Source organism: Paraburkholderia tagetis (assembly GCF_022213065.1).
GTDB classification, from domain to species: Bacteria; Pseudomonadota; Gammaproteobacteria; order Burkholderiales; family Burkholderiaceae; genus Paraburkholderia; species Paraburkholderia tagetis.
This window is the reverse complement of the sequence record NZ_JAKLJA010000022.1, coordinates 90,114-110,148: the sequence shown is the minus strand read 5'-3', so window position 1 is coordinate 110,148 and position 20,035 is coordinate 90,114. Positions and strand designations below refer to the sequence as shown.

The window sequence follows — 20,035 nt, the reverse complement described above, 5'->3', positions numbered from 1 at the left end:
TCGTTTCAACGACGGAAAACTCTTCGTGAGTGCCGCTGCGTGCCACTCGTGGTTAATCAAACACTTAGAGGTCGTGTAAGTGAAAAAATTCTTGTAACGCCACAGCCGCCGCCCGCGCCTGGGCGCTGGATTCGGTTGATTCGCTTGAGTCGATGGATGCACCCCGATCGGGCCGCCTCGTGCGGCCCGAACTTCATGCGTTCGCGGAAAGCTCGGCGCGCTGCGCAAGCTCGAGGCGGTTGCCGCCGAGCGCCTTCGCGTTGTAGAGCGCCGCGTCGGCGGCCGAGAGCAGCGTGGCGAGCGCGGCCGATGCATGTTGCGGCTGTGCTTGCGGCTGTGCTTGCGGCTGTGCTTGCGACTGTGTTTGCGGCTCGGCCCACGCGAGCCCGATGCTGACCGTCGCGCGCACGCCCACGCCATCGATATGGTGCGCGGCCGTCTGCGCGAAGCGCTCCGCGATTCTCTCGCCGATCCCCTTGGCCCGATCGCTGCCGTGGCCTGCGAGCAAGGCCGCGAACTCCTCGCCGCCGATGCGCGCGAGCACCGCATCCGGACCCATCTCGCCGCGCGCGATGGCGGCGAACGTCTTCAGCACTTCGTCGCCGGTCTGGTGGCCGTAGCGGTCGTTGATCGCCTTGAAGCGATCGAGGTCGAACGCCAGCAGCGCCACGCGCTCGCGCGTCTTCGCGCGGCCTAACACCCGCGCGCCTTCCTCGAAGAACCAGCGGCGGTTGCCGAGCCCGGTCAGATAGTCCGTTTGGGATTCCTGCACAAGCTGGCCGTGCGTTTCGTCGCGCACGAGGCGCAGCAGCGTCATTGGCAGCACGACCGAATACAGCACGCCTTCGTACATCGTGATCTTGCTGACGACCGGCAGCAGGGCTTGCCCGTAATGCGTCGCGAGCCACGGCAGCACGCACGCGCGAAACGCGTAGAGCACCGCGTGCACGCCCGTCACGATCACGGCGATGCGCCGCGCCTGGGCCCATTTGAGGACGTCGTTGCGCAGCAGCTCGCGCATCGCCATAGCGGACGCCACCGCAATGGGAATCGCGGTGAGATAGAGCCACATGAGGTTCTGGCCGCGCGCGCCCGCAATGGCCCACGCGAGCGCGAGCAGGACGAGGATGACCGCCGAGGCCACGCGGTATTGCCGCCCGTTCATGACGGCGAGCCCATGCGCGACCAGCAGATAGCCGCTCACGATGACCAGATTGCTGATGGCGCCGCCCCACGCGCCGGGCAGGGCGTGCCGCCCGACGGCGAGCGCGACGCCGACGCCGAGCGTGCCATAGCCGCCGGCCAGGATTTTCAGTTCCTTGCTGCGCCTGGGATGCGTGCGGTGCTCCCAGAGCGTCATGCCAGCGCTGGCGAAAAGCGTTCCGATCGCGAGGATATAAAGGGTGAGAAGATCGACGGGCATCGCGGGCGGCAAAGGTGCTACGCCGGTAAATCACGGCAGCGTCGGGCATTCTACGCTGAAAATCTGCCCTCGCGATGACGGGCTTTTCCCTGCCGTCTGCGCTGCCGGCGCGCGGGCGAAATGCGCGCAGCGCAGCAGCAGTTCGCCTATCCTGAGCGGGTTCACGACGATATCCAGCAAGCAGGGCGCCCACGCGGTGCGCGCCCATCCGGACAGCGAGGAGGAGCAGTGACCGTACGCAATCTCGATGCGATATTCCAGCCGAAATCCGTAGCGGTGATCGGCGCCTCGCAGCGGCCGGGCAGCATCGGCAAGATGGTGTGGCAGCGCCTCATCGAAGGCGGCTTCGCCGGCCCGCTGTGGGCCGTCAATCCGCGTCACGCGGGCGACTTCGCCAGCTTCGACGGCAAGCCCGTGCTCGCGGATACGGGCGATCTGCCCGAGGCGCCCACCGTCGCGCTCATCTGCACGCGGCCATCGACGTGGCCCGCGCTCGTGCATCGCCTCGGCGGCATGGGCACGCGCGCGGCCATCATCCTCGGCGAGGTGAAGAACGAGGAAGACGCTGCCGACCTGCGCCACGCGCTCGCGGCGGCGCGTCCGCATCTGCTGCGCATTCTCGGGCCCGGCACGCTCGGCGCGCTCACGCCGGCGCTCAACGCGCAGCTTGGCGCCGCCGCCACGGTCGCGCGCACGGGCGGCGTGGCGTGGGTCTCGCAGTCCAACGCGCTCACCAATGCCGTGCTGCGCTGGGCCGGCCCGCGCGGGCTCGGCTTCTCGCACGCGGTCGCGCTCGGCGACGAAGCCGACGTCGATGTCGGCGACGTGCTCGACTACCTCGCGAGCGATCCGTCCACGCGCGCGATCCTGCTCGAAGTGGATAGCATCGGCGCGGCGCGCAAATTCATGTCGGCGGCGCGCGCGGCCGCGCGCAACAAACCGGTGCTCGCGCTGCGCAGCGGCCGCGACGACCCGGGCGACGCGCTCTACACGGCGGCGTTCCGGCGCGCGGGCATCGTGCGCGTGGACACGCTCGACGACCTGCTCGACGAAATCGAAACGCTGGGCGTGGGCCGGGTGGCCGCGAGCGACACGGCCACGCTCATCACGAGCGACCGCGGCGTGGCCATGCTCGCGCGCGACGCGTTCATGAAGGCCGGCGACACGCTCGCGCACTGGAGCGACGAGGCGCGCACGGCGTTCGAAGCGGCATTGCCGCATGCACAGGCCGGCAATCCGCTCGTGCTCGGCGACACGGCCAAACCCGAGCACTTCGGCCTCGCGTTGCAAACGCTCGCTTCGCAGCGCTCGACCGGCACCGCCTTCGTCGTGCACGCGCCCACGCACAGCGCGCCGGTGGCCGAGGTCGCGCGCACGCTGATCGAAAACCAGCGCTTCGCGTATCGCGGCATGCTCGCGTGCTTCTTCGGCGGCGTGGACGACACCACGCGCGACGCGCTGCATGCGCACGGCATTCCCGTGCACACCACGCCGCGGCGCCTCGCGCGGGCGTTCGCGCGTCTCGTCGATTACCGCCTCGGGCGCCAGCTCCTGATGCAGACGCCGGAGAGCCTGCCCGCGCAAGGCGCGGCGGCGATCGAGATCGCGCAGGGCGAGGCGCGCGCCGCGCTGGCGGCGGGGCGCGACACGCTGGAGGGCGAAGAGGCGGCACGGCTGCTGGGCGCGTTTGGGATCGAGACGCTGGAAAGCGCGGAGCAGGGGGCGGAGCAAGCGATTGTCGACGTGAGCGTGGAGTTCCGCGACGACGAGAACTTCGGCCCCGTGTTCCATTTCGTGGCGCCGTCGCCGGATGGCTTCTCGCCGCCGCTGCGCGTCTACAGCCTGCCGCCGCTGAACCCGGTGCTCTCGCGCGACATCGTCGCGCACTCGCCGTATGCGCGCCGCACCGCGCCCGAGCCCACGCTCGAAGTGCTCACCGAGCTTTCGCAGGCGGTGTGCGAGGTGCGCGAGATCGTCGGGATGCGACTGACACTGCGTGTGCTGCCGCATGCGGCGGTGCTGGTCGCGCCGCGGCTGACGCTGGCGGAAAAGCGCAGCCGCTTCGCGATCATGCCGTATCCGCGCCGGCTCGAAGAGACGCTCGACTGGCACGGCGAGCGCCTGACGATCCGGCCGATCCGTCCTGAGGACGAAGAGATGCACCGCGCGTTCATCGACACGATGACGCCCGACGACCTGCGCCTGCGCTTTTTCTCGGCGGTGCGCAGCTTCGACCACACGCAGCTCGCGCGCATGACGCAGATCGACTATGACCGGGAGATGGCGCTCATCGCGACCGTCGAAGGCGAGGACGGCAAGCCGCGCACGCTGGGCGTGGCGCGGGCGGTGGCCGACCCCGACAACGAGACCGCCGAATTTGCCGTCGCCATCCAGTCCAATCTGAAGCGGGGCGGCCTTGGGCGCTTGCTGCTCATGCGCATGATTGCCTATGTGCGCTCGCGCGGCACGCACTGGCTGCTGGGCGAGGCGCTGCGCGAGAATGCGCCGATGATTGGGCTTGCGCGCGTGTGTGGTTTTACGGTGACGCCTACGGAAGACCCGGGCGTGGTGGGGTTCAGGATGCCGCTCGAGTGATTTGGCGGGCTGCCGGCCGCTGTGTGGGTATTTTTTGCGGTTGGGGGTGTTTTCGTGTTTTGGTTCGCGTTTCCTTGTTTTCGTGGTGGTCTATTAGCGTTGCCCCTGTGCGGGGCGGCACCTACTTTTCTTTGCAGCGGCAAAGAAAAGTAGGCAAAAGAAAGCCGCTCACACCGCCAGTGTGACGCAGTGGACCACTTGCCCATTATCGGAGCGGTTCCGGAGCGTCTGCCACCACGCGTCGTACAACGGAGTGACTAAGGACTCATTCCTCCGGCGGCGCTACGCGCGCCGTGGGGCATAATCCAAAACCAGAGGAATGCATACGAATCGATGCAGCGCATGCGTATTCGAGTACTTGGCAGTACGTATGGTTTCCCATGCAGACCCGACCGCTGCGCGCGTAGCGAGCAGCGGGATGCATGAGTCCTTTGTCACTGAGTTTGAAGGTGCGAGGTGACGGATGCCCCGGAACCACTTCGATCACAGGCAAGGGGTGGACGGCGTCACACTAGCGGTTTGAGCCGCTTTCTTTTGCCTACTTTTCTTTGCGGCTGCAAAGAAAAGTAGGTGCCGCCCCGCACAGGGGCAACGCTAATAGACCGACACGAATACAAGGAAACGCGACACACAAGGAAACGCGACACGGCAAGGAACCGCGACACAGCAACGAAACGCACGCCCCAGAATCAGGCAGCAATTTTCGCCAGCGCGTCATCCACTTGCGCCCGCGTGACCGAAAGCTCTTCGAGCCAGCCCTGCGCGTATTGCGCGCCGGTTTCCTTTTCCAGCCGGGCGATAGTGGCGGCGCAGCGCGCGCCGTCCTTCGGCGTGGCGATAAACGCCTTGACCGACTGGCCACCTTGAAACGCTTCGAACAGCGGCACGCGGACTTCGTCGGGCAGGGCGCGCGTGGTCCACTGGTGCGTCTTGCCGTTGAAGGTAAGCGAGGGCGGCAGCACGCGCTCTTTGCGCGTGGCCGGGATCAGGCCGAAGTTGCGGGCGGCTTCGGCGATCTGCTCCGCCGAAAACAGCTCGTCGGGCGTGATCTCGAACTGTTCGATCGCGGTTTCGACGGTTTTCATCGCATCCGCGCGGTCGTCGCGCTTTTTCTGCGCGCGCGCGACGATTTCGCGCAACTCGTCGGCTTCCTCGCTCGAAATCGTGAAGCTGGCCTGTTTCTGCTGAAGCTCGGAAAAACGCTGGAATTCTTGATCGGTCAGAAGTTTCGCCATGAGGTATGCATGCGCGTCCGGCACGTCTTGCGCACACCGGACGGTATTTTGAGAGGGTCGCCATTCTAACCGTTTTGCGCGCCGGGCTTCCAGTTGTGATGCCAGAGCCGGGGCATGCGCAAGGGGGCGGTGCGCGCCGCAGCAAACCAGGAACGTTCTGATGTTCGCACCCCATCACGCTTCCTACGATGGTGCGATGAAAATCTCCACTCCGACTCCGTCCTCCCGTTCGGACGAACTGCTCAAACGCGGCATCGACCGTCTGAACGCCGAACAGTACGCACTCGCCGAGTCCCTCTTTCGCGAGATCCTGGCGCAAGATCCGCGGCACGTCGACGCATGGCATCAGCTTGGCGTGGCGCTCGCGCGCCAGACGCACTACGCCCAGGGCGAACAGGCGATCCGCAAGGCGCTTTCGATGGGCGAGAGCGGGGCGCTGCAACGCGACCTCGCGTGGACGCTGCTCTGGCAAGGCCGCGACCACGAGGCCATCGAGGCTTATTTTGCGGCCATCAATCTGGGCGTGCGCGAGGCGCGGATGTTCAACAACGTGGGCAACCTCCTCAAGAAACACCATGACGTCACGCACGCCGAAGCCGCGTATCGCGCGGCCATCGAGATCGACCCTGCCTATGCCTTTGCGCACGGCAACCTCGCCGTGCTGCAGCAGGAGGCGGGCCAATACGAGGCCGCCGAGGCGAGCCTGAAGCGCGCGCTCGAACTCGAGCCGAAGTCGGCGCATTTCTGGCAATGCTACGGCGGCTTGCTGGAGCGCCTGAACCGTCCGGAGGAAGCCGACGAAGCGTACTGCCGGGGCGGGCGCTGGGAGTCGGCGCAGTACGTGCGGCGGCGCGTTGCGCACTGGCGCGATCTGGACAAGATCGATGCGGCGGCGCTCGACATGGTCGCGTCGGGCGCGGCCGAGAATCTCACGCCGTGGGGGCTGCTCGGCATCCCGGCGCTCACGCCGGCGCTGCATCGCGAGGCCGGGCGGCGCTTCGCGCAGTCGCGCTGGCGCGGCGAGCTGGCCGCGCCGCCGCTCGTCGCGCGCGGCGCTGGGCTTGCCGATGCCCTGGCGGCCTTCGCGGCGGGCGCGCGCTTGCGCATCGGCTATCTCTCCGCCGACTTCCACGATCACGCCACGCTGCGCCTGCTGGCGGGCGTGCTCGAACTGCACGACGCCGCGCGCTTCGATATCCATCTGTATTCGTATGGCGAGGCCGCGCCCGATGCCGCGTGGCGCGAGCGGCTCGCGGCGCTGCCCGCCACGCTGCACGAGATAGGCGCGCTCGCCGACGCGCGGGCGGCCGCCAAGATCGCGCACGACGGCATCCACGTCCTCGTCGATCTGAAGGGCTATACGACCGGCACGCGCCTGGGCATCACGGCGCTGCGGCCCGCGCCCATGATCGTGAGCTGGCTGGGCTATCCAGGCTCGCTCGGTGCGCCGCGCCTCGCGGATTACCTGATCGGCGACACCGTGGTGACGCCGCCGTCCGCCGCGCCGTTCTATAGCGAGACGCTCGCGCTGATGCCGCATTGCTATCAGCCCAACGACCATCGGCGCCGGTGCGGGCCTCGGCCGACGCGCGCCGAAGCGGGGTTGCCCGAGCGCGGCTTCGTGTTCTGCAGCTTCAATCAGACGTTCAAGCTCAATGCGCAGGTGGCGTCGGTCTGGTGCCGCCTGCTCGCGGCGACGCCGGGCAGCGTGCTATGGCTGCTCGACCCCGGCAGCGAGCGCGCGCAGGCGAATCTGCACAACTTCTTCGAAGCGAAGGGCGTGGCGCCCATGCGCGTGATTTTCGCGAAGCGCCTGCCGCAGGAGGCGCACCTCGCGCGGCTGCAACTGGCCGATCTCGCGCTCGACACGCTGCCGACCGGCTCGCACACGACCGGCAGCGACGCGCTGTGGGCGGGCGTGCCGATGGTGTCGGCACTGGGCTCGCTGTTCGCGGGGCGCGTGGGCGCGAGCTTGCTGCACGCGGTCGGGCTCGACACGCTGGTCGCGCGCGACCTCGACACTTACTTTCAGATCGCGCTCGCGCTCGCGAGCGATCCGGCCTGGCATGCGCAGATCCGCAAACGGCTCGCGGCGGCGAAGGCCGATGCGCCGCTCTTCGATACGGCGCGCTTCACGCGCGATCTGGAGCGGCTCTTCGTGGCGATCGTGGAGCGCGAGGCGAAGGGCGGGGAAGGTGGAGGGGCGGTGGTTTTGGGGGCGTGAGGGGGTGGCTTGTTCGGAGTCCCTTTGCCCCGCCTCAAGCCCCCTCTCCCTCCCGAAACATCGACAACGCCTGCACGGTCTCGCCAAGCATCTGCGTGGCCTCCTCGAGCGACGGCGCGACGTATTCGTCGATGCGCTTGAGGAACGGGCAGGTGAGCGCCGCGATGGCCTGCCCCGACGGCCCGCGCACCGGAAACGTGACGTCCGTCACCCCGAATATCTGCTGGCTGTCCTTGCGCGAGAACCCCGCGGCGCGAATCTGCTCGCAGGCCGCTTCCAGCGCTGCGTGGTCGATGGCGACTTCGCCTTTTACCGTGGTATGTTCCGCGAGCATCTGCGCGCGCTGCTCCACGTTCTGGTACGCGAGGATCGTGCGCCCCGAACTCGTATCGACGAGACCCACGCGCGAGCCCAGCCGCACCGCGATGCCCCACGTGCCCGGCCCATCCACCTGCGCGATCACGAGCAGGTTGCCACGGTCGTACACCGCGAGGTGACACGACTGCTCGGCGTCGTTGGCGAAGCGCTGCATGAGCGGCAGCGCCTCGGCGATCAGCCGCTCCATGGGCGGATGCCGATGCGCGAGCGCAAAGAGCTTGAGGCTCAGCGTGTATCGGTCGCCAGCCTCCGAGCGCATCACGTACTGGCGCGCCACCAGCCGCTCCAGCATCCGGTAGATCTCGCTCGCATTGCGGCCAAGCGCCTTCGTGATTTCCGCGCGCGTCAAGCCGCCACGCTGCTCGGCGAGCAGTTCCAGAATGTCGAGCCCTTTGTCCAGCGCGGGCGCGCGATAGCGGTCGCCATCGTCTTTCTCGTCCGGCTCCGGCTCGCCCGGCGGCGCATCCATTCGATGCTTGCGTGCGTTCGTATTCATTCTTTCCTTGCTTGTTATCCGGCGTTATCCGACGACTCGCGCCGTCTCCCATATTGTGGGTCCGCACGGGGGCGCTGATAGGCCCAGGGAAATTCCGGACCCTTGCCGCACCAACATTTCTTGACCTCGGATCGTGCGTATATGAATAATAGGTTCACTGGTGAACATATGCCAGCGTCGTCTGAAAGGGAAAGGCAGGGGCAGTTGCGGTTGTAGAGGCAGTGCCGCCCACGCGTTTCGCGTTCACATGGCGGCACATGGATGGGTCAACAACGACAGAATCAGCTTTGCATGGGATCGCACCAGGCGCTAAAGCGCCAGGTGGGACCGACAAGGAGACAGACATGGCGTTCGCATCCGGGCCGATCGAGGCCCGCCGCTTCACTGAAACCCGCAAGGCGCGCGCGCTCATGCGCTCGGCTGCGAAGACGCTGTGCGCCGTGGCGGCCTGTGCCGCTGCGTTCGGCGTGCCGGCACAGGCCCAGGCCGCCGAAATCGGCAAGGTGGGCCTCGGGCTGCCGTTGCTGACCTCGCCGTTCTGGCAGTCGTACAACAACTATCTGGGCGTGTACGCGAAACAGACTGGCATCGACATCCTCGCGCCCGTCAACTCGAACAACGACCCCGCGCAGCAGATCACTGACATGAACAACATGATCAATCTGGGCGCGAAAGGCATTGTCGTGGGGCCGATCGATTCGGCGGCCATCAGCCGCGCGCTCGAAAATGCCGCGCAGAAGAACGTGAAGGTGGTGGCCGTGGACGTCGCGCCCACGCAAGGCAGCGTCGCCATGGTCGTGCGCGCCGACAACCGCGCCTACGGCGAGAAGGCCTGCAAGTACATCGGCGAGCACGTGAAGTCGGGGAAGGTCGTGCAGATCATGGGAGACCTCGCTTCCGTGAACGGACGCGACCGTTCGGAGGCGTTTCGCGCATGCCTGAAGGGCTATCCGAATCTTTCGCTGCTGGAGATTCCGGCGGGCTGGAAGGGCGATGTGGCGGCCAGCGCGCTCGACAGCCTGCTTACCGCGAATCCCGATGTGAAAGCGATTTACATGCAGGCGGGCGGCGTCTATCTCTCGCCCACGCTGCAAACGCTGCGCCGCAAGCAGTTGCTCTTTCCTGCGGGCAATCCGAAGCACATCGTGATCGTCTCCAATGACGGCATTCCACAGGAATACGAAGCAATCCGCAAGGGCGAGATCGACGCCACCGTTTCGCAGCCTGCCGATCTCTACGCGAAGTACGGCCTCTACTACATTCAGGCCTCCCTGGAGGGCAAGACGTTCAAGCCGGGCAAGACTGATCACGACAGCACGATCATCCAGTTGCAGCCCGGTGTTCTCGAAGACCAGTTGCCGGCGCCGCTCGTGACGAAGCAAAACGTCGACGACAAGAACCTGTGGGGCAATACGATCAAGTGAGCGATCAGGTGAGCGATCAAATGCGCGATCGGATAAGCAACGGTTCAAACGTGCAGCAAGCAGGCGCGCCACCGCGAGGCGGTGCGCCGCACCCGGCGGCGCTTGCCATGCAGCCAGCGGCAGCCGTTGGGCTGCCGCTGGTGGTGGAGGCGAGCGGCGTGACCAAGCGCTTCGGCTCCACGGCGGCGCTCGCGAACGTGAGCCTGCGCGTGATGGCGGGCGAGTCGCACGCGCTCGTGGGCCGCAACGGCGCGGGCAAGTCGACGCTCGTTTCGATCCTCACGGGTCTGCGCAAGCCCGACGAGGGCACGGTGCGCTTTAACGGCGAACTCGCGCCGCCTATCGCGGACCGCGATGCATGGCGCGAGCGCGTCGCCTGCGTGTATCAGCACTCGACGATCATCCGCGACCTCACGGTGGCGGAGAACCTGTTCATCAATCGCCAGCCGGTCAAACACGGCGTGATCGACTGGACGACCATGCGCCGCGACGCGCGCGCGCTGCTGGACCACTGGCGCATCGACGTGCGCGAGGACGCGCGTGCGGGCGACCTCAGCGTGGAGGCGCGCCAGCTTGTCGAGATCGCGCGTGCGCTCTCATATGGCGCACGTTTCATCATCCTCGACGAACCCACGGCGCAGCTCGACGGCGAAGAGATCAAGCGGCTCTTTCGCCGCATCGACGAATTGCAGCGCGAGGGCGTGACGTTTCTCTTCATCTCGCACCATCTTCAGGAGGTCTACGAGATTTGCCAGGCGGTGACGGTGCTGCGCGACGCGCGCCACATCGTCAGCGCGCCGGTGGCCGACTTGCCGCGCGAGCGCCTGATCGAAGCGATGACGGGCGAGCACGGCGGCCTGAATGTCGCCGATGCCGCCGCGCGCGCGGCCTTGCCCGGCGACGCGCGGCTCGCGCTCGACGTGCGCGGCATCTCGGGCGCCGATTACCGCGACGTGTCTTTCCAGGTGAGGCGCGGCGAAGTCGTGGGCATCACGGGCGCGACCAGCAGCGGGCGCACGAGCGTGGGCGAAGCCGTCGCCGGGCTCGCGGGCCAGCAGGCGGGCGAGATTCGCGTGAACGGCGCGCTTCTGAAGCCCGGCGATGTGCCCGCCGCACTCGCGCAGGGCGTGAGCTGCGTGCCGAAGGACCGGCACCACGAAGGGCTCGTGCTCACGCAGTCGGTGGCCGAGAACGCGTCGATGACGATTGCGGGCCTGCTCGGGCGCCTCGGCTTCGCATCGCCGGCGAAAAAGAATCAGGTGGGCAAGCGCATGATCGAGGCGCTTGGCATTGTCGCGCAAGGGCCGGAGCATGTGGTCTCGGGGCTCTCGGGCGGCAATCAGCAGAAGGTCGTGATGGCGCGCGCGCTCGCGAGCGACCCGCAAGTGCTGGTGCTGATCGACCCCACGGCGGGCGTGGACGTGAAATCGAAGGAGGCGCTGCTCTCGGTCGTGGATCGTGTGCGCGACGAAGGCAAGGCCGTGCTCGTGGTGTCGAGCGAGCTCGACGATCTGCGCACTTGCGACCGCGTGCTCGTGATGTTTCGCGGCAGCGTGGTGACGGAATTCGCGGCGGGTTGGCAGGACCACGAAATGATTGCATCGATTGAAGGAGTCGAACTTCATGAAGAATAGCGTTTCGACAACCGCATTTGCGGCCGTGCAATCCGAGGCGGCACGAGGCGCCGCATCGGGACGTGGCGCGCGCAAGCGCATCGAATTCGCACGCTTGCGCGAACTCGCGTTGCTTCCCGCGCTGTTGCTGCTTATCGTGATCGGCGGCTTCGTGAGCCCGAGTTTTCTCACGAAGGCGAACCTCATCAGCGTGCTCGGGGCTTCAGCGGCGCTCGCGCTCGTCGTGCTCGCCGAATCGCTCATCGTGCTCACCGGCAAGTTCGATCTCTCGCTCGAATCGACCGTCGGCATCGCGCCCGCAGTAGGGGCGATGCTCGTGATGCCGGCGGCTTCCGCAGGGTTCGGCACGCAATGGCCCGCGCTTGCAGGACTCCTTGCGATCGTGGTCGTGGGTGCGCTGATCGGCTTCGTCAACGGTTTCCTGGTCGTGCGCTTGCGCCTGAATGCGTTCATCGTCACGCTGGCCATGCTCATCGTGCTGCGCGGCATGCTGGTGGGCGCGACCAAGGGCGGCACGCTGTTCGACATGCCGTCGTCGTTCTTCGCGCTCGCCACGACCATCGTGCTCGGCCTGCCGCTCTCGGTATGGCTCGCGGCTGCCGCCTTCGCATTCGCCGCGTTCATGCTGCGCTACCACCGCGTGGGCCGCGCGCTCTACGCGATCGGCGGCAATCCCGACGCCGCGCGCGCAGCCGGCATTCGCGTGGAGCGCATCACGTGGGGCGTGTTCGTGCTCGGCAGCATCCTCGCCGCGCTGGGCGGGCTGATCGTGACGGGCTACGTGGGCGCGATCAACGCGAACCAGGGCAACGGCATGATCTTCACGGTGTTCGCGGCGGCCGTGATCGGCGGCATTTCGCTCGACGGCGGCAAGGGCACCATGTTCGGCGCGCTCTCGGGCGTGCTGCTGCTCGGCGTGGTGCAGAATCTGCTCACGCTCGCACAGGTGCCGTCGTTCTGGATTCAGGCGATCTACGGCGCGATCATCCTCGGCTCGCTGATGGTGGCGCGGCTTGCGGGCGGCGAAGCCCAGAACTGAGAGGCGGAGGCGAGACTTGAGCCCTATCGTGAACAGCAGTGCACCGCATACCGACGCGCGTCTCATCCTGCTCGCGCCCGAAGACAACTGCCTGATCGCGGCGGCGCGTCTTGCCGCGGGCGAGACGCTCGAGATCGAGGGCGAGCGCGTGACGCTCGCGAAGACGATCGACCTTGGGCACAAGGTGGCGCGCCGCGCGCTGGCAAAGGACGAGAAGGTGGTGCGCTACGGCGCGCCGATCGGCCACGTGACGGCGAACGTGGCGCGCGGCGAGCATCTGCATACGCACAACCTCGAAAGCGATTATCTGCCGACCTACACGCACGACGCGGGCCACGAGTTCGTATCTCACTGATTGCACAGATGCCGATGAACGACGCAGCCCGCGCCGCATGCACGACGAACGCAGGACGAATGCCATGACCGAAACCCAACTCAACGCCAATGCAGGAAACTGGGCCGAACCGAAGCTCGAAGGGTGGCTGCGCAGCGACGGACGCAAGGGTATCCGCAACGTGGTTGCGGTGGCGTATCTCGTCGAATGCGCGCATCACGTGGCGCGCGAGATCGTCGCGCGGTTTCGCGAGCCGCTCTACGATGCCGCCCACGCGTTCGACGACCCGCAGGCGCCGCAGGAGCCGCCCGTCCATCTGATCGGCTTTCCGGGCTGTTTTCCGAATAGTTATGCCGAGAAGATGATGACGCAGCTCACGACACATCCGAACGTGGGCGCGGTGCTGTTCGTCTCGCTCGGCTGCGAGAGCATGAACAAGCACTACCTCGTGGATCGGGTGCGCGCGAGCGGGCGCCCCGTGGAGGTGCTGACGATTCAGGAAAAGGGCGGCACGCGCAGCACGATTCAATACGGCGTGGATTGGGTACGCGAGGCGCGCGCCCAACTCGCGCGACAGCAAAAAGTGCCGATGCGGCTCGACGAACTCGTGGTGGGCACGATCTGCGGCGGCTCGGACAGCACCAGCGGCATCACCGCGAATCCGGCCGTGGGCCGTGCGTTCGATCACCTGGTCGCGGCGGGTGCGGCATGTCTGTTCGAAGAGACCGGCGAGCTGGTGGGCTGCGAATACCACATGAAGAACCGTGCCGCGCGCCCCGAACTGGGCGACGAGATCGTCGCCAGCGTGGCGAAGGCCGCGCGCTATTACTCGATCCTCGGGCACGGCTCGTTCGCGGTCGGCAATGCGGACGGCGGGCTCACCACGCAGGAGGAAAAGTCGCTGGGCGCGTATGCGAAGAGCGGGGCGTCGCCTATCGTCGGCATCGTGAAGCCGGGCGACGTGCCGCCCACGGGCGGGCTCTATCTGCTCGACGTGGTGCCCGATGGCGAGCCACGATTCGGATTCCCAAATATCAGCGACAACGCGGAGATCGCGGAGCTGATCGCATGCGGCGCGCACATCATCCTGTTCACGACGGGGCGCGGCTCCGTGGTGGGATCGGCGCTTGCGCCTGTCATCAAGGTCTGCGCGAATCCGCAGACGTATCGCAACCTCTCCGGCGACATGGACGTCGATGCGGGCCGCATCCTCGAAGGCCGCGGCACGCTAGACGAAGTGGGCCGCGAGGTGTTCGACGTCACGCTCGCGGTGTCGCAAGGCGCGCGTTCGAAGTCGGAGACGCTTGGCCATCAAGAGTTTATTCTCACGTACAAGACCTTCGAACCGGTTGGCCCGGCGTGCCTGCCCGCAAGCGCGCGCGTGCCGGTGCCGGTGGCCGCTTCGCACTGACGCTCACGATATCGAGGAGAATTCCGCATGGCGCAGGAGCCTCACCCGCAGGTTGCGCAGCGCCGCCGCATCGGGCGCACCGCGCTCGAAGTGAGCGCGCTGAGTCTGGGCACGGCGCCGCTCGGCGGCCTGTATCGCGATCTCACCGACGAAGAGGCGCAGGCCACCGTCGATGCCGCCTGGGCTGCCGGCGTGCGCTTCTTCGACACCGCGCCGCACTATGGTCACACGAAAGCCGAGCATCGCTTAGGCGATGCGCTGCGGCGCTATCCGCGCAGCGAATACGTGCTGTCGACCAAGGTGGGCCGCCACTTCGTGCCGCGTACCCATCCCTACGACGGCAGTGAAGGCTGGCAAAATCCGCTGCCCTTCGAGGCCATTTTCGATTACACGCGCGAAGGTATTTTGCGTTCGTTCGAGGATAGCCAGCAGCGGCTCGGCATCGTCGATATCGACATCCTGCTCGTGCACGACATCGGCCGCGTCACGCACGGCGAGCGCAACGCGCACTACTGGCGGCAGCTTACCGAAGGCGGCGGCTTTCGCGCACTGGACGAGTTGCGCGCGTCGGGCGCGGTGAAGGCCATCGGCTTCGGCGTGAACGAGCGCGAGGTGATACTCGAAGCGATGCGCGAATTCCAGATCGACTGCGCGCTGCTGGCGGGCCGCTACACGCTGCTCGAACAGGCGCCGCTCGACGATCTGCTGCCCGCCTGTAGCCAGCGCGGTGTGAGCATCCTGCTGGGCGGCGCGTTCAATTCGGGCATTCTCGCGCGCGGCCTCGCAGGCGAGCGCAAGTTCAATTACGGCGAGGCGCCGCCCGACGTGATCGAGCGCGTCGCGCGTCTCGAAGCGGTCTGCCGCGCGCACGGCGTGCCGCTCGCGGCGGCGGCGCTGCAATTTCCCTACGCGCATCCGGTCGTGGCGACCGTGCTCACCGGCGCGCGCAGCGCGGACGAATTGCGCGAGAATGTGGCGTCGTTCGAAACGAAGCTGCCGCCCGGATTCTGGCGCGCGTTGCGCGACGAAGGTCTCGTCGATGCACGCGCGCCGCTGCCTTGAAGTGCACTGAAAATAAAGCGCCCATCCCATGACCAGGCACATCGCGACCCCGCAGATCGACGCGCATCAGCATTACTGGGATCCCGCGCGCGGCGACTACGGCTGGCTCACGCCCGCGCTTGCCGCGCTCTATCGTCCCTTCGGTCCCGCCGATCTCGCGCCGTTGCGCGCGCGCTGCGGCGTCGCGCGCACGGTGCTCGTGCAGGCCGCGCCCACGGTCGACGAAACCTGGTATCTGCTCGATCTCGCGCGCCACGACGATTCGATCGCGGGCGTGGTGGGCTGGGTGCCGCTCGACGATCCGCTGGCGCCCGAACTGATCGATGAACTCGCACGCGAGCCGAAGCTGTGCGCCGTGCGCCCGATGCTCCAGGATCTGCCCGACGACGACTGGATCGCGACAGCCGACACGGCGCGCGCCGTCGAGGCCCTGATCGCCCACGACCTGGCCTTCGATGCGCTCATCTTCACGCGCCACGCAAGCGCACTCGAAACGTTCCTCGCGCGCCATCGCGCGTTGCGCGTAGTGATCGATCATGGCGCGAAGCCGCCCATCCGCGAGGGCGGCGAAGGCACGCCAGGCTTCGCTGCATGGTCGCAGGTGATCACGCGCCTCGCGCGCTTTGAGCAAGTCCATTGCAAGGTCTCGGGTTTCGCGACCGAGGCCGCGCCGGGCTGGAGCGATGCCACGCTGAGCCCGTGGATCGAGCATCTGCTCGCGTGCTTTGGCGCGCATCGACTCATGTGGGGCAGCGACTGGCCCGTGCTCAACCTCAACGGCGACTACGCAAGCTGGCACGCGAGCGCGCAGCGCTTGCTCGCGCATCTGGGCGAGCGCGAGCGTGCCGCCGTTTTCGGCGGCAACGCGGCGGCGTTTTATCAACTGAGTGAGCATCCGAATCAACGGGAGTAGCAGATGGCACAAAGACTGGCCGGCAAGACGGCCTTGATCACCGCGGCGGGCCAGGGCATCGGCTATGCGGCCGCCGATCTGTTCGCGCGCGAGGGCGCACGCGTGATCGCCACCGACATCCGCATCGACGCACTCGCGTCCCTGCCAGTCGAGGCACGCAAGCTCGACGTGCGCGACGGCGCGGCCATCGCGGCGCTCGCGCGCGAACTGGGCGCGATCGACGTGCTGTTCAACTGCGCGGGCTTCGTGCACGCGGGCTCGATTCTCGAAGCGAGCGAAGCGGACTGGGACTTCGCCTTCGAGCTCAACGCCAAGTCGATGTACCGGACCATCCGCGCCTTCTTGCCCGCGATGCTGGAGGCGGGCGGCGGGTCGATCATCAATATGTCGTCGGCGGCGTCGAGCGTGAAGGGCGTGCCCAACCGCTTCGTCTACGGTACGTCCAAGGCGGCTGTGATCGGGCTGACCAAGGCCGTGGCCGCCGATTTCGTGACGCGCGGCGTCCGCTGCAACGCGATCTGTCCCGGCACCGTGGCCTCGCCGTCGCTCGAGGAGCGCATCGCCACCCAGGCGGCGGCGCAGGGCACGACCGTGGACGCGGCGCGCGCGGCCTTCGTCGCGCGCCAGCCGATGGGCCGTGTGGGCAAGGCCGAAGAGATCGCGGCGCTCGCGCTCTATCTCGCCTCGGACGAGTCGGCGTTCACGACCGGCCAGGCGCATGTGATCGACGGCGGGTGGTCAAATTAGACGGGTTTGCTCAATGCTGGCGCAACGGGAAACATCGATCTCCGCCGAAGATGCCACTCGATCGACGATGACCGGACAACACCGCTTCATTGAATTTTTTCTGCTTGACAGCGCGCAATGAATCCATAGGCCGGTGAGACAGTATGGCGGGTTGTCCGGACAATCTGCGCGGCGCATTTGCCAAATGCGCATTGGATGAAGGCGGTGTCGATGAAACCATCGCTCGAGTGAGCAGGCGGCACGCACACCGGTCTTCATGATCCTCGTCCGTTCTGTCAAGAAGAGATCTGCAATGGCCAGAAAAAAAGTTGCCGAAGTCATCGTCGATGTATTGGAGAGCGCAGGCGTTAAGCACTGCTATGGTGTGGTGGGCGATACGCTTAATCACGTAACGGACGCGATCCGGCGCAGCAGCATCGAATGGGTGCATATGCGTCACGAGGAAGTGGGTGCATTTGCTGCGGGCGGCGAAGCCTTCATGACCGGCAGGCTCACCGCGTGCGCGGGCAGTTGCGGCCCCGGCAGCCTGCACTTCGTCAACGGCATTTTCGAATCGCATCGCAATCGCGCACCGGTCGTGCTGATCGCGAGCCAGGTCGCCACGTCCGAACTGGGTATCGACTTCCCCCAGGAAGTGGATTTCGAGCCGATCTATCGTCAATGCAGTGTTTTCTGCGCGACCGTCAATCATCCGGAGCAGGCCGAGCGGCTCGTGACGCTCGCCGCGCAGGCCGCGTTGACGAAGCGGGGTGTCGCGGTCCTGATCGTGCCGGGCGACATCGCAGGCATGGAACTCGCGCATGTTCAGGGTCTGAGGGTGCATACGTCGAAGCCGCTGACGCGGCCGTCTGATGCGGAACTCGACAGCATGGCCGCCGTGCTGAACGCGGGCAAGCGCATCGCCGTTTATGCGGGCGCGGGATGCGAAGCCGCCCGCGATCAGGTGATGCGGCTTTGCGAAACGTTGAATGCGCCCATGGCGCATACGTCGCGCGCCAAGGACTTTGTCGAACACGACAATCCGTACAACGTCGGCATGACCGGCATGATGGGGGGCAGCGCCGGTTTCGAAGCCGTGATGAACTGCGATACGCTGGTGCTGCTCGGCTGCGACTTCGCATGGCGGCAGTACTATCCGAAGCAAGCGCGCATCGTGCAGATCGATATCGACCCGACCCATCTTGGGCGGCGCCATCCCGTGGAGATCGGCGCGGTTGGCGATATTGCCACGACGCTGGATGCGCTGTTGCCGCGCCTTGCCCATCACGACGACGGCTCATACCTCGAACAGGCGCGGAAAAATCATCGCAACATGCTGAAGAATTGGGCCAGTCAAGCCGAGCCCGGCCATCGCGGGCTCATTCATCCGCAACACCTCGTCAGCTTGCTTGATCGTCACGCGTCCGACGATGCGATTTTCACCGCCGACGCGGGTACGGCAATGGTCTGGCTGCTGCGTTACATCAGCGTGAACGGCAAGCGACGGACGCTCACCAGCCTGCTGCACGGCACGATGGCCAACGCAATGCCGCAGGCTCTCGGTATCAAGAAGGCACTTCCTGGGCGCGAGGTGATCGCGATCTGCGGCGATGGCGGCCTGTCGATGCTGCTTGGAGATCTGATCACGGCGGTACAGGAGAACATTCCGCTGAAGATCGTTGTACTGAACAACGGCACGCTGGGTTTTGTCGAGCTGGAGATGAAAGTCGAGGGATTGCTGAATGCGTATACCGACTTGCAGAATCCCGACTTCGCCAAGCTCGCGGAAGTGATCGGCTTCGGTGGCTGGACGGTGCGCCAGAACGACGAACTCGAGGCCGCGCTACAGGCGTTCCTCGCGCATCCCGGCCCGGCGCTGCTCAATGTGCACGTGAACCGGGACGAACTGGTGATGCCGCCCAAGGTGGAGGTCGAAATGGCAACGGGTACGATGATGTATGGCGTGCGTGCGTTGCTCGACGGCCGCGTGCGGGAAGTCGTCGAAATGGCCGAAACGAACCTGCTGCGCTGATAGCCGCGGGGCACGGCGGTCAAGCCGCCGTGCCAATGAACGGTCGCGTGTGCCCGGCTCGCCTGGTGCGCCTGTGCCGTAGAATTATCTTAGGTAACGCGGCAAGCAGGCGACTTCCTGTTTTTCGCGGCGATCCTCGCACAGACAGACAAGGAACAGAGACAATGAAATTGCTTCGCTATGGCCCCAAGGGTCACGAAAAACCGGGCCTCCTGGATGCAGAGGGCCGCATTCGCGCACTGTCGGGCGCCGTTGCCGACATCGCCGGCGACGTGCTCTCCGACGCCGGCCTCGCGCAACTGCGCTCGATCGATCCGGAAACGCTGCCGCTCGTGGAGGGCAATCCGCGCCTCGGGCCATGCGTGGGCCAGATCGGCAAGATGGTGGCCATCGGCCTGAATTACGCCGATCACGCCGAGGAAGCGGGCATGCCGGTGCCGAGCGAGCCGGTGGTGTTCAACAAGTGGACGAGTTGCATCGTCGGCCCGAACGACGACATCGAGATCCCGCACGGCTCGAAGAAGACCGATTGGGAAGTCGAACTGGGCGTGGTGATCGGCAAGCATGCGAAGAACGTGAGCGAGGCCGATGCGCTGAACTACGTGGCGGGCTACTGCGTGATCAACGATGTGTCGGAGCGCGAGTGGCAGATCGAGCGTGGCGGCCAGTGGGACAAGGGCAAGGGCTTCGATACCTTCGGCCCGACCGGCCCGTGGCTCGTCACGCGCGACGAGGTGGCCGATCCGCAGAATCTCTCGATGTGGCTCGAAGTGGACGGCCACCGCTATCAGAACGGCAGCACGCGCACGATGGTCTTCACGGTCGCGAAGCTGGTGTCGTATCTCTCGCAGTGCGTGAGCCTGCAGCCGGGCGATGTGATCACCACGGGCACGCCGCCGGGCGTGGGCATGGGCATCAAGCCCGAGCCGGTGTACCTGAAACCGGGCCAGACCGTGCGCCTGGGGATCGAAGGGCTCGGCGTGCAGACGCAGAAGACGCGCGCGGCGGAGTGAGCGCGTTTTTACGGATCCTGCCGCATAGATAGATAAACAGAGGTAAACAGAGATAACAGACAAACAGCCGCGGAATGCAACCGCGGCTGTTTCGCT

Annotated in this window: 16 protein-coding genes; 12 read left to right on the top strand and 4 right to left on the bottom strand. The window is 66.3% G+C overall.

The window, feature by feature from the left end:
• Nucleotides 1-193: 193 nt before the first annotated feature.
• Nucleotides 194-1,423 (bottom strand): GGDEF domain-containing protein, encoded by a 1,230-nt coding sequence (locus L5014_RS23180; protein WP_238466078.1) that lies wholly within the window; start codon nucleotides 1,421-1,423, stop codon nucleotides 194-196.
• 30 nt (nucleotides 1,424-1,453) lie between these two features.
• A complete protein-coding gene (locus tag L5014_RS23175) occupies nucleotides 1,454-1,603 on the bottom strand; it encodes a hypothetical protein (RefSeq protein ID WP_238466077.1) in 150 nt (49 codons plus the stop codon).
• 48 nt (nucleotides 1,604-1,651) lie between these two features.
• Between L5014_RS23175 and L5014_RS23170 the strand changes: the two genes are divergently transcribed.
• Nucleotides 1,652-4,018 carry a bifunctional acetate--CoA ligase family protein/GNAT family N-acetyltransferase gene (locus L5014_RS23170; RefSeq protein ID WP_238466076.1) on the top strand — a complete coding sequence of 789 codons (2,367 nt, stop codon included), beginning with the start codon at nucleotides 1,652-1,654 and terminating at the stop codon, nucleotides 4,016-4,018.
• A gap of 689 nt (nucleotides 4,019-4,707) precedes the next feature.
• Here L5014_RS23170 and L5014_RS23165 read toward each other — a convergent pair.
• Entirely contained in the window at nucleotides 4,708-5,253 is a 546-nt protein-coding gene (locus L5014_RS23165) for a hypothetical protein (protein ID WP_238466075.1), read from the bottom strand.
• 196 nt (nucleotides 5,254-5,449) lie between these two features.
• On the opposite strand from L5014_RS23165, the gene L5014_RS23160 reads away from it, so the two are divergent.
• Nucleotides 5,450-7,477: an O-linked N-acetylglucosamine transferase, SPINDLY family protein gene (locus tag L5014_RS23160; RefSeq protein ID WP_238466074.1), complete on the top strand. Its 2,028-nt coding sequence runs from the start codon at nucleotides 5,450-5,452 to the stop codon at nucleotides 7,475-7,477.
• A 34-nt stretch (nucleotides 7,478-7,511) separates the two neighbouring features.
• Here L5014_RS23160 and L5014_RS23155 read toward each other — a convergent pair whose 3' ends face one another.
• The gene (locus tag L5014_RS23155) at nucleotides 7,512-8,324 is read right to left on the bottom strand and encodes an IclR family transcriptional regulator (RefSeq protein WP_420800123.1); all 813 of its coding nucleotides are present in this window, start codon (nucleotides 8,322-8,324) and stop codon (nucleotides 7,512-7,514) included.
• Between the two features lie 437 nt (nucleotides 8,325-8,761).
• Between L5014_RS23155 and L5014_RS23150 the strand changes: the two genes are divergently transcribed.
• From L5014_RS23150 to L5014_RS23105, 10 genes are all read left to right on the top strand, one after another.
• Nucleotides 8,762-9,775: a sugar ABC transporter substrate-binding protein gene (locus L5014_RS23150; RefSeq protein ID WP_420800122.1), complete on the top strand. Its 1,014-nt coding sequence runs from the start codon at nucleotides 8,762-8,764 to the stop codon at nucleotides 9,773-9,775.
• Between the two features lie 107 nt (nucleotides 9,776-9,882).
• Complete coding sequence (locus L5014_RS23145; RefSeq protein ID WP_238466071.1) at nucleotides 9,883-11,409, top strand: sugar ABC transporter ATP-binding protein; 1,527 nt, start codon at nucleotides 9,883-9,885, stop codon at nucleotides 11,407-11,409.
• The gene (locus L5014_RS23140; RefSeq protein ID WP_238466070.1) at nucleotides 11,399-12,448 is read left to right on the top strand and encodes an ABC transporter permease; all 1,050 of its coding nucleotides are present in this window, start codon (nucleotides 11,399-11,401) and stop codon (nucleotides 12,446-12,448) included. Before L5014_RS23145 ends, L5014_RS23140 begins: the two co-directional genes overlap by 11 nt.
• 28 nt (nucleotides 12,449-12,476) lie before the next feature.
• Complete coding sequence (locus L5014_RS23135) at nucleotides 12,477-12,803, top strand: UxaA family hydrolase (protein ID WP_238466069.1); 327 nt, start codon at nucleotides 12,477-12,479, stop codon at nucleotides 12,801-12,803.
• Nucleotides 12,804-12,867: 64 nt separating this feature from the next.
• The gene (locus L5014_RS23130) at nucleotides 12,868-14,193 is read left to right on the top strand and encodes a UxaA family hydrolase (RefSeq protein WP_238466068.1); all 1,326 of its coding nucleotides are present in this window, start codon (nucleotides 12,868-12,870) and stop codon (nucleotides 14,191-14,193) included.
• Nucleotides 14,194-14,220: 27 nt separating this feature from the next.
• Nucleotides 14,221-15,255, top strand: a complete 1,035-nt coding sequence (locus tag L5014_RS23125) for an aldo/keto reductase (protein ID WP_238466067.1) — start codon at nucleotides 14,221-14,223, stop codon at nucleotides 15,253-15,255.
• Nucleotides 15,256-15,283: 28 nt separating this feature from the next.
• Nucleotides 15,284-16,168 (top strand): amidohydrolase family protein, encoded by an 885-nt coding sequence (locus tag L5014_RS23120; protein ID WP_238466066.1) that lies wholly within the window; start codon nucleotides 15,284-15,286, stop codon nucleotides 16,166-16,168.
• 3 nt (nucleotides 16,169-16,171) lie between these two features.
• Nucleotides 16,172-16,915 (top strand): SDR family oxidoreductase, encoded by a 744-nt coding sequence (locus tag L5014_RS23115; RefSeq protein WP_238466065.1) that lies wholly within the window; start codon nucleotides 16,172-16,174, stop codon nucleotides 16,913-16,915.
• A gap of 292 nt (nucleotides 16,916-17,207) precedes the next feature.
• On the top strand, nucleotides 17,208-18,926 hold the full coding sequence (locus tag L5014_RS23110) for a thiamine pyrophosphate-dependent enzyme (protein ID WP_238466064.1): 1,719 nt from the start codon (nucleotides 17,208-17,210) through the stop codon (nucleotides 18,924-18,926).
• A 164-nt stretch (nucleotides 18,927-19,090) separates the two neighbouring features.
• Nucleotides 19,091-19,939 carry an ureidoglycolate lyase gene (locus L5014_RS23105; RefSeq protein WP_238466063.1) on the top strand — a complete coding sequence of 283 codons (849 nt, stop codon included), beginning with the start codon at nucleotides 19,091-19,093 and terminating at the stop codon, nucleotides 19,937-19,939.
• Nucleotides 19,940-20,035: the final 96 nt, after the last annotated feature.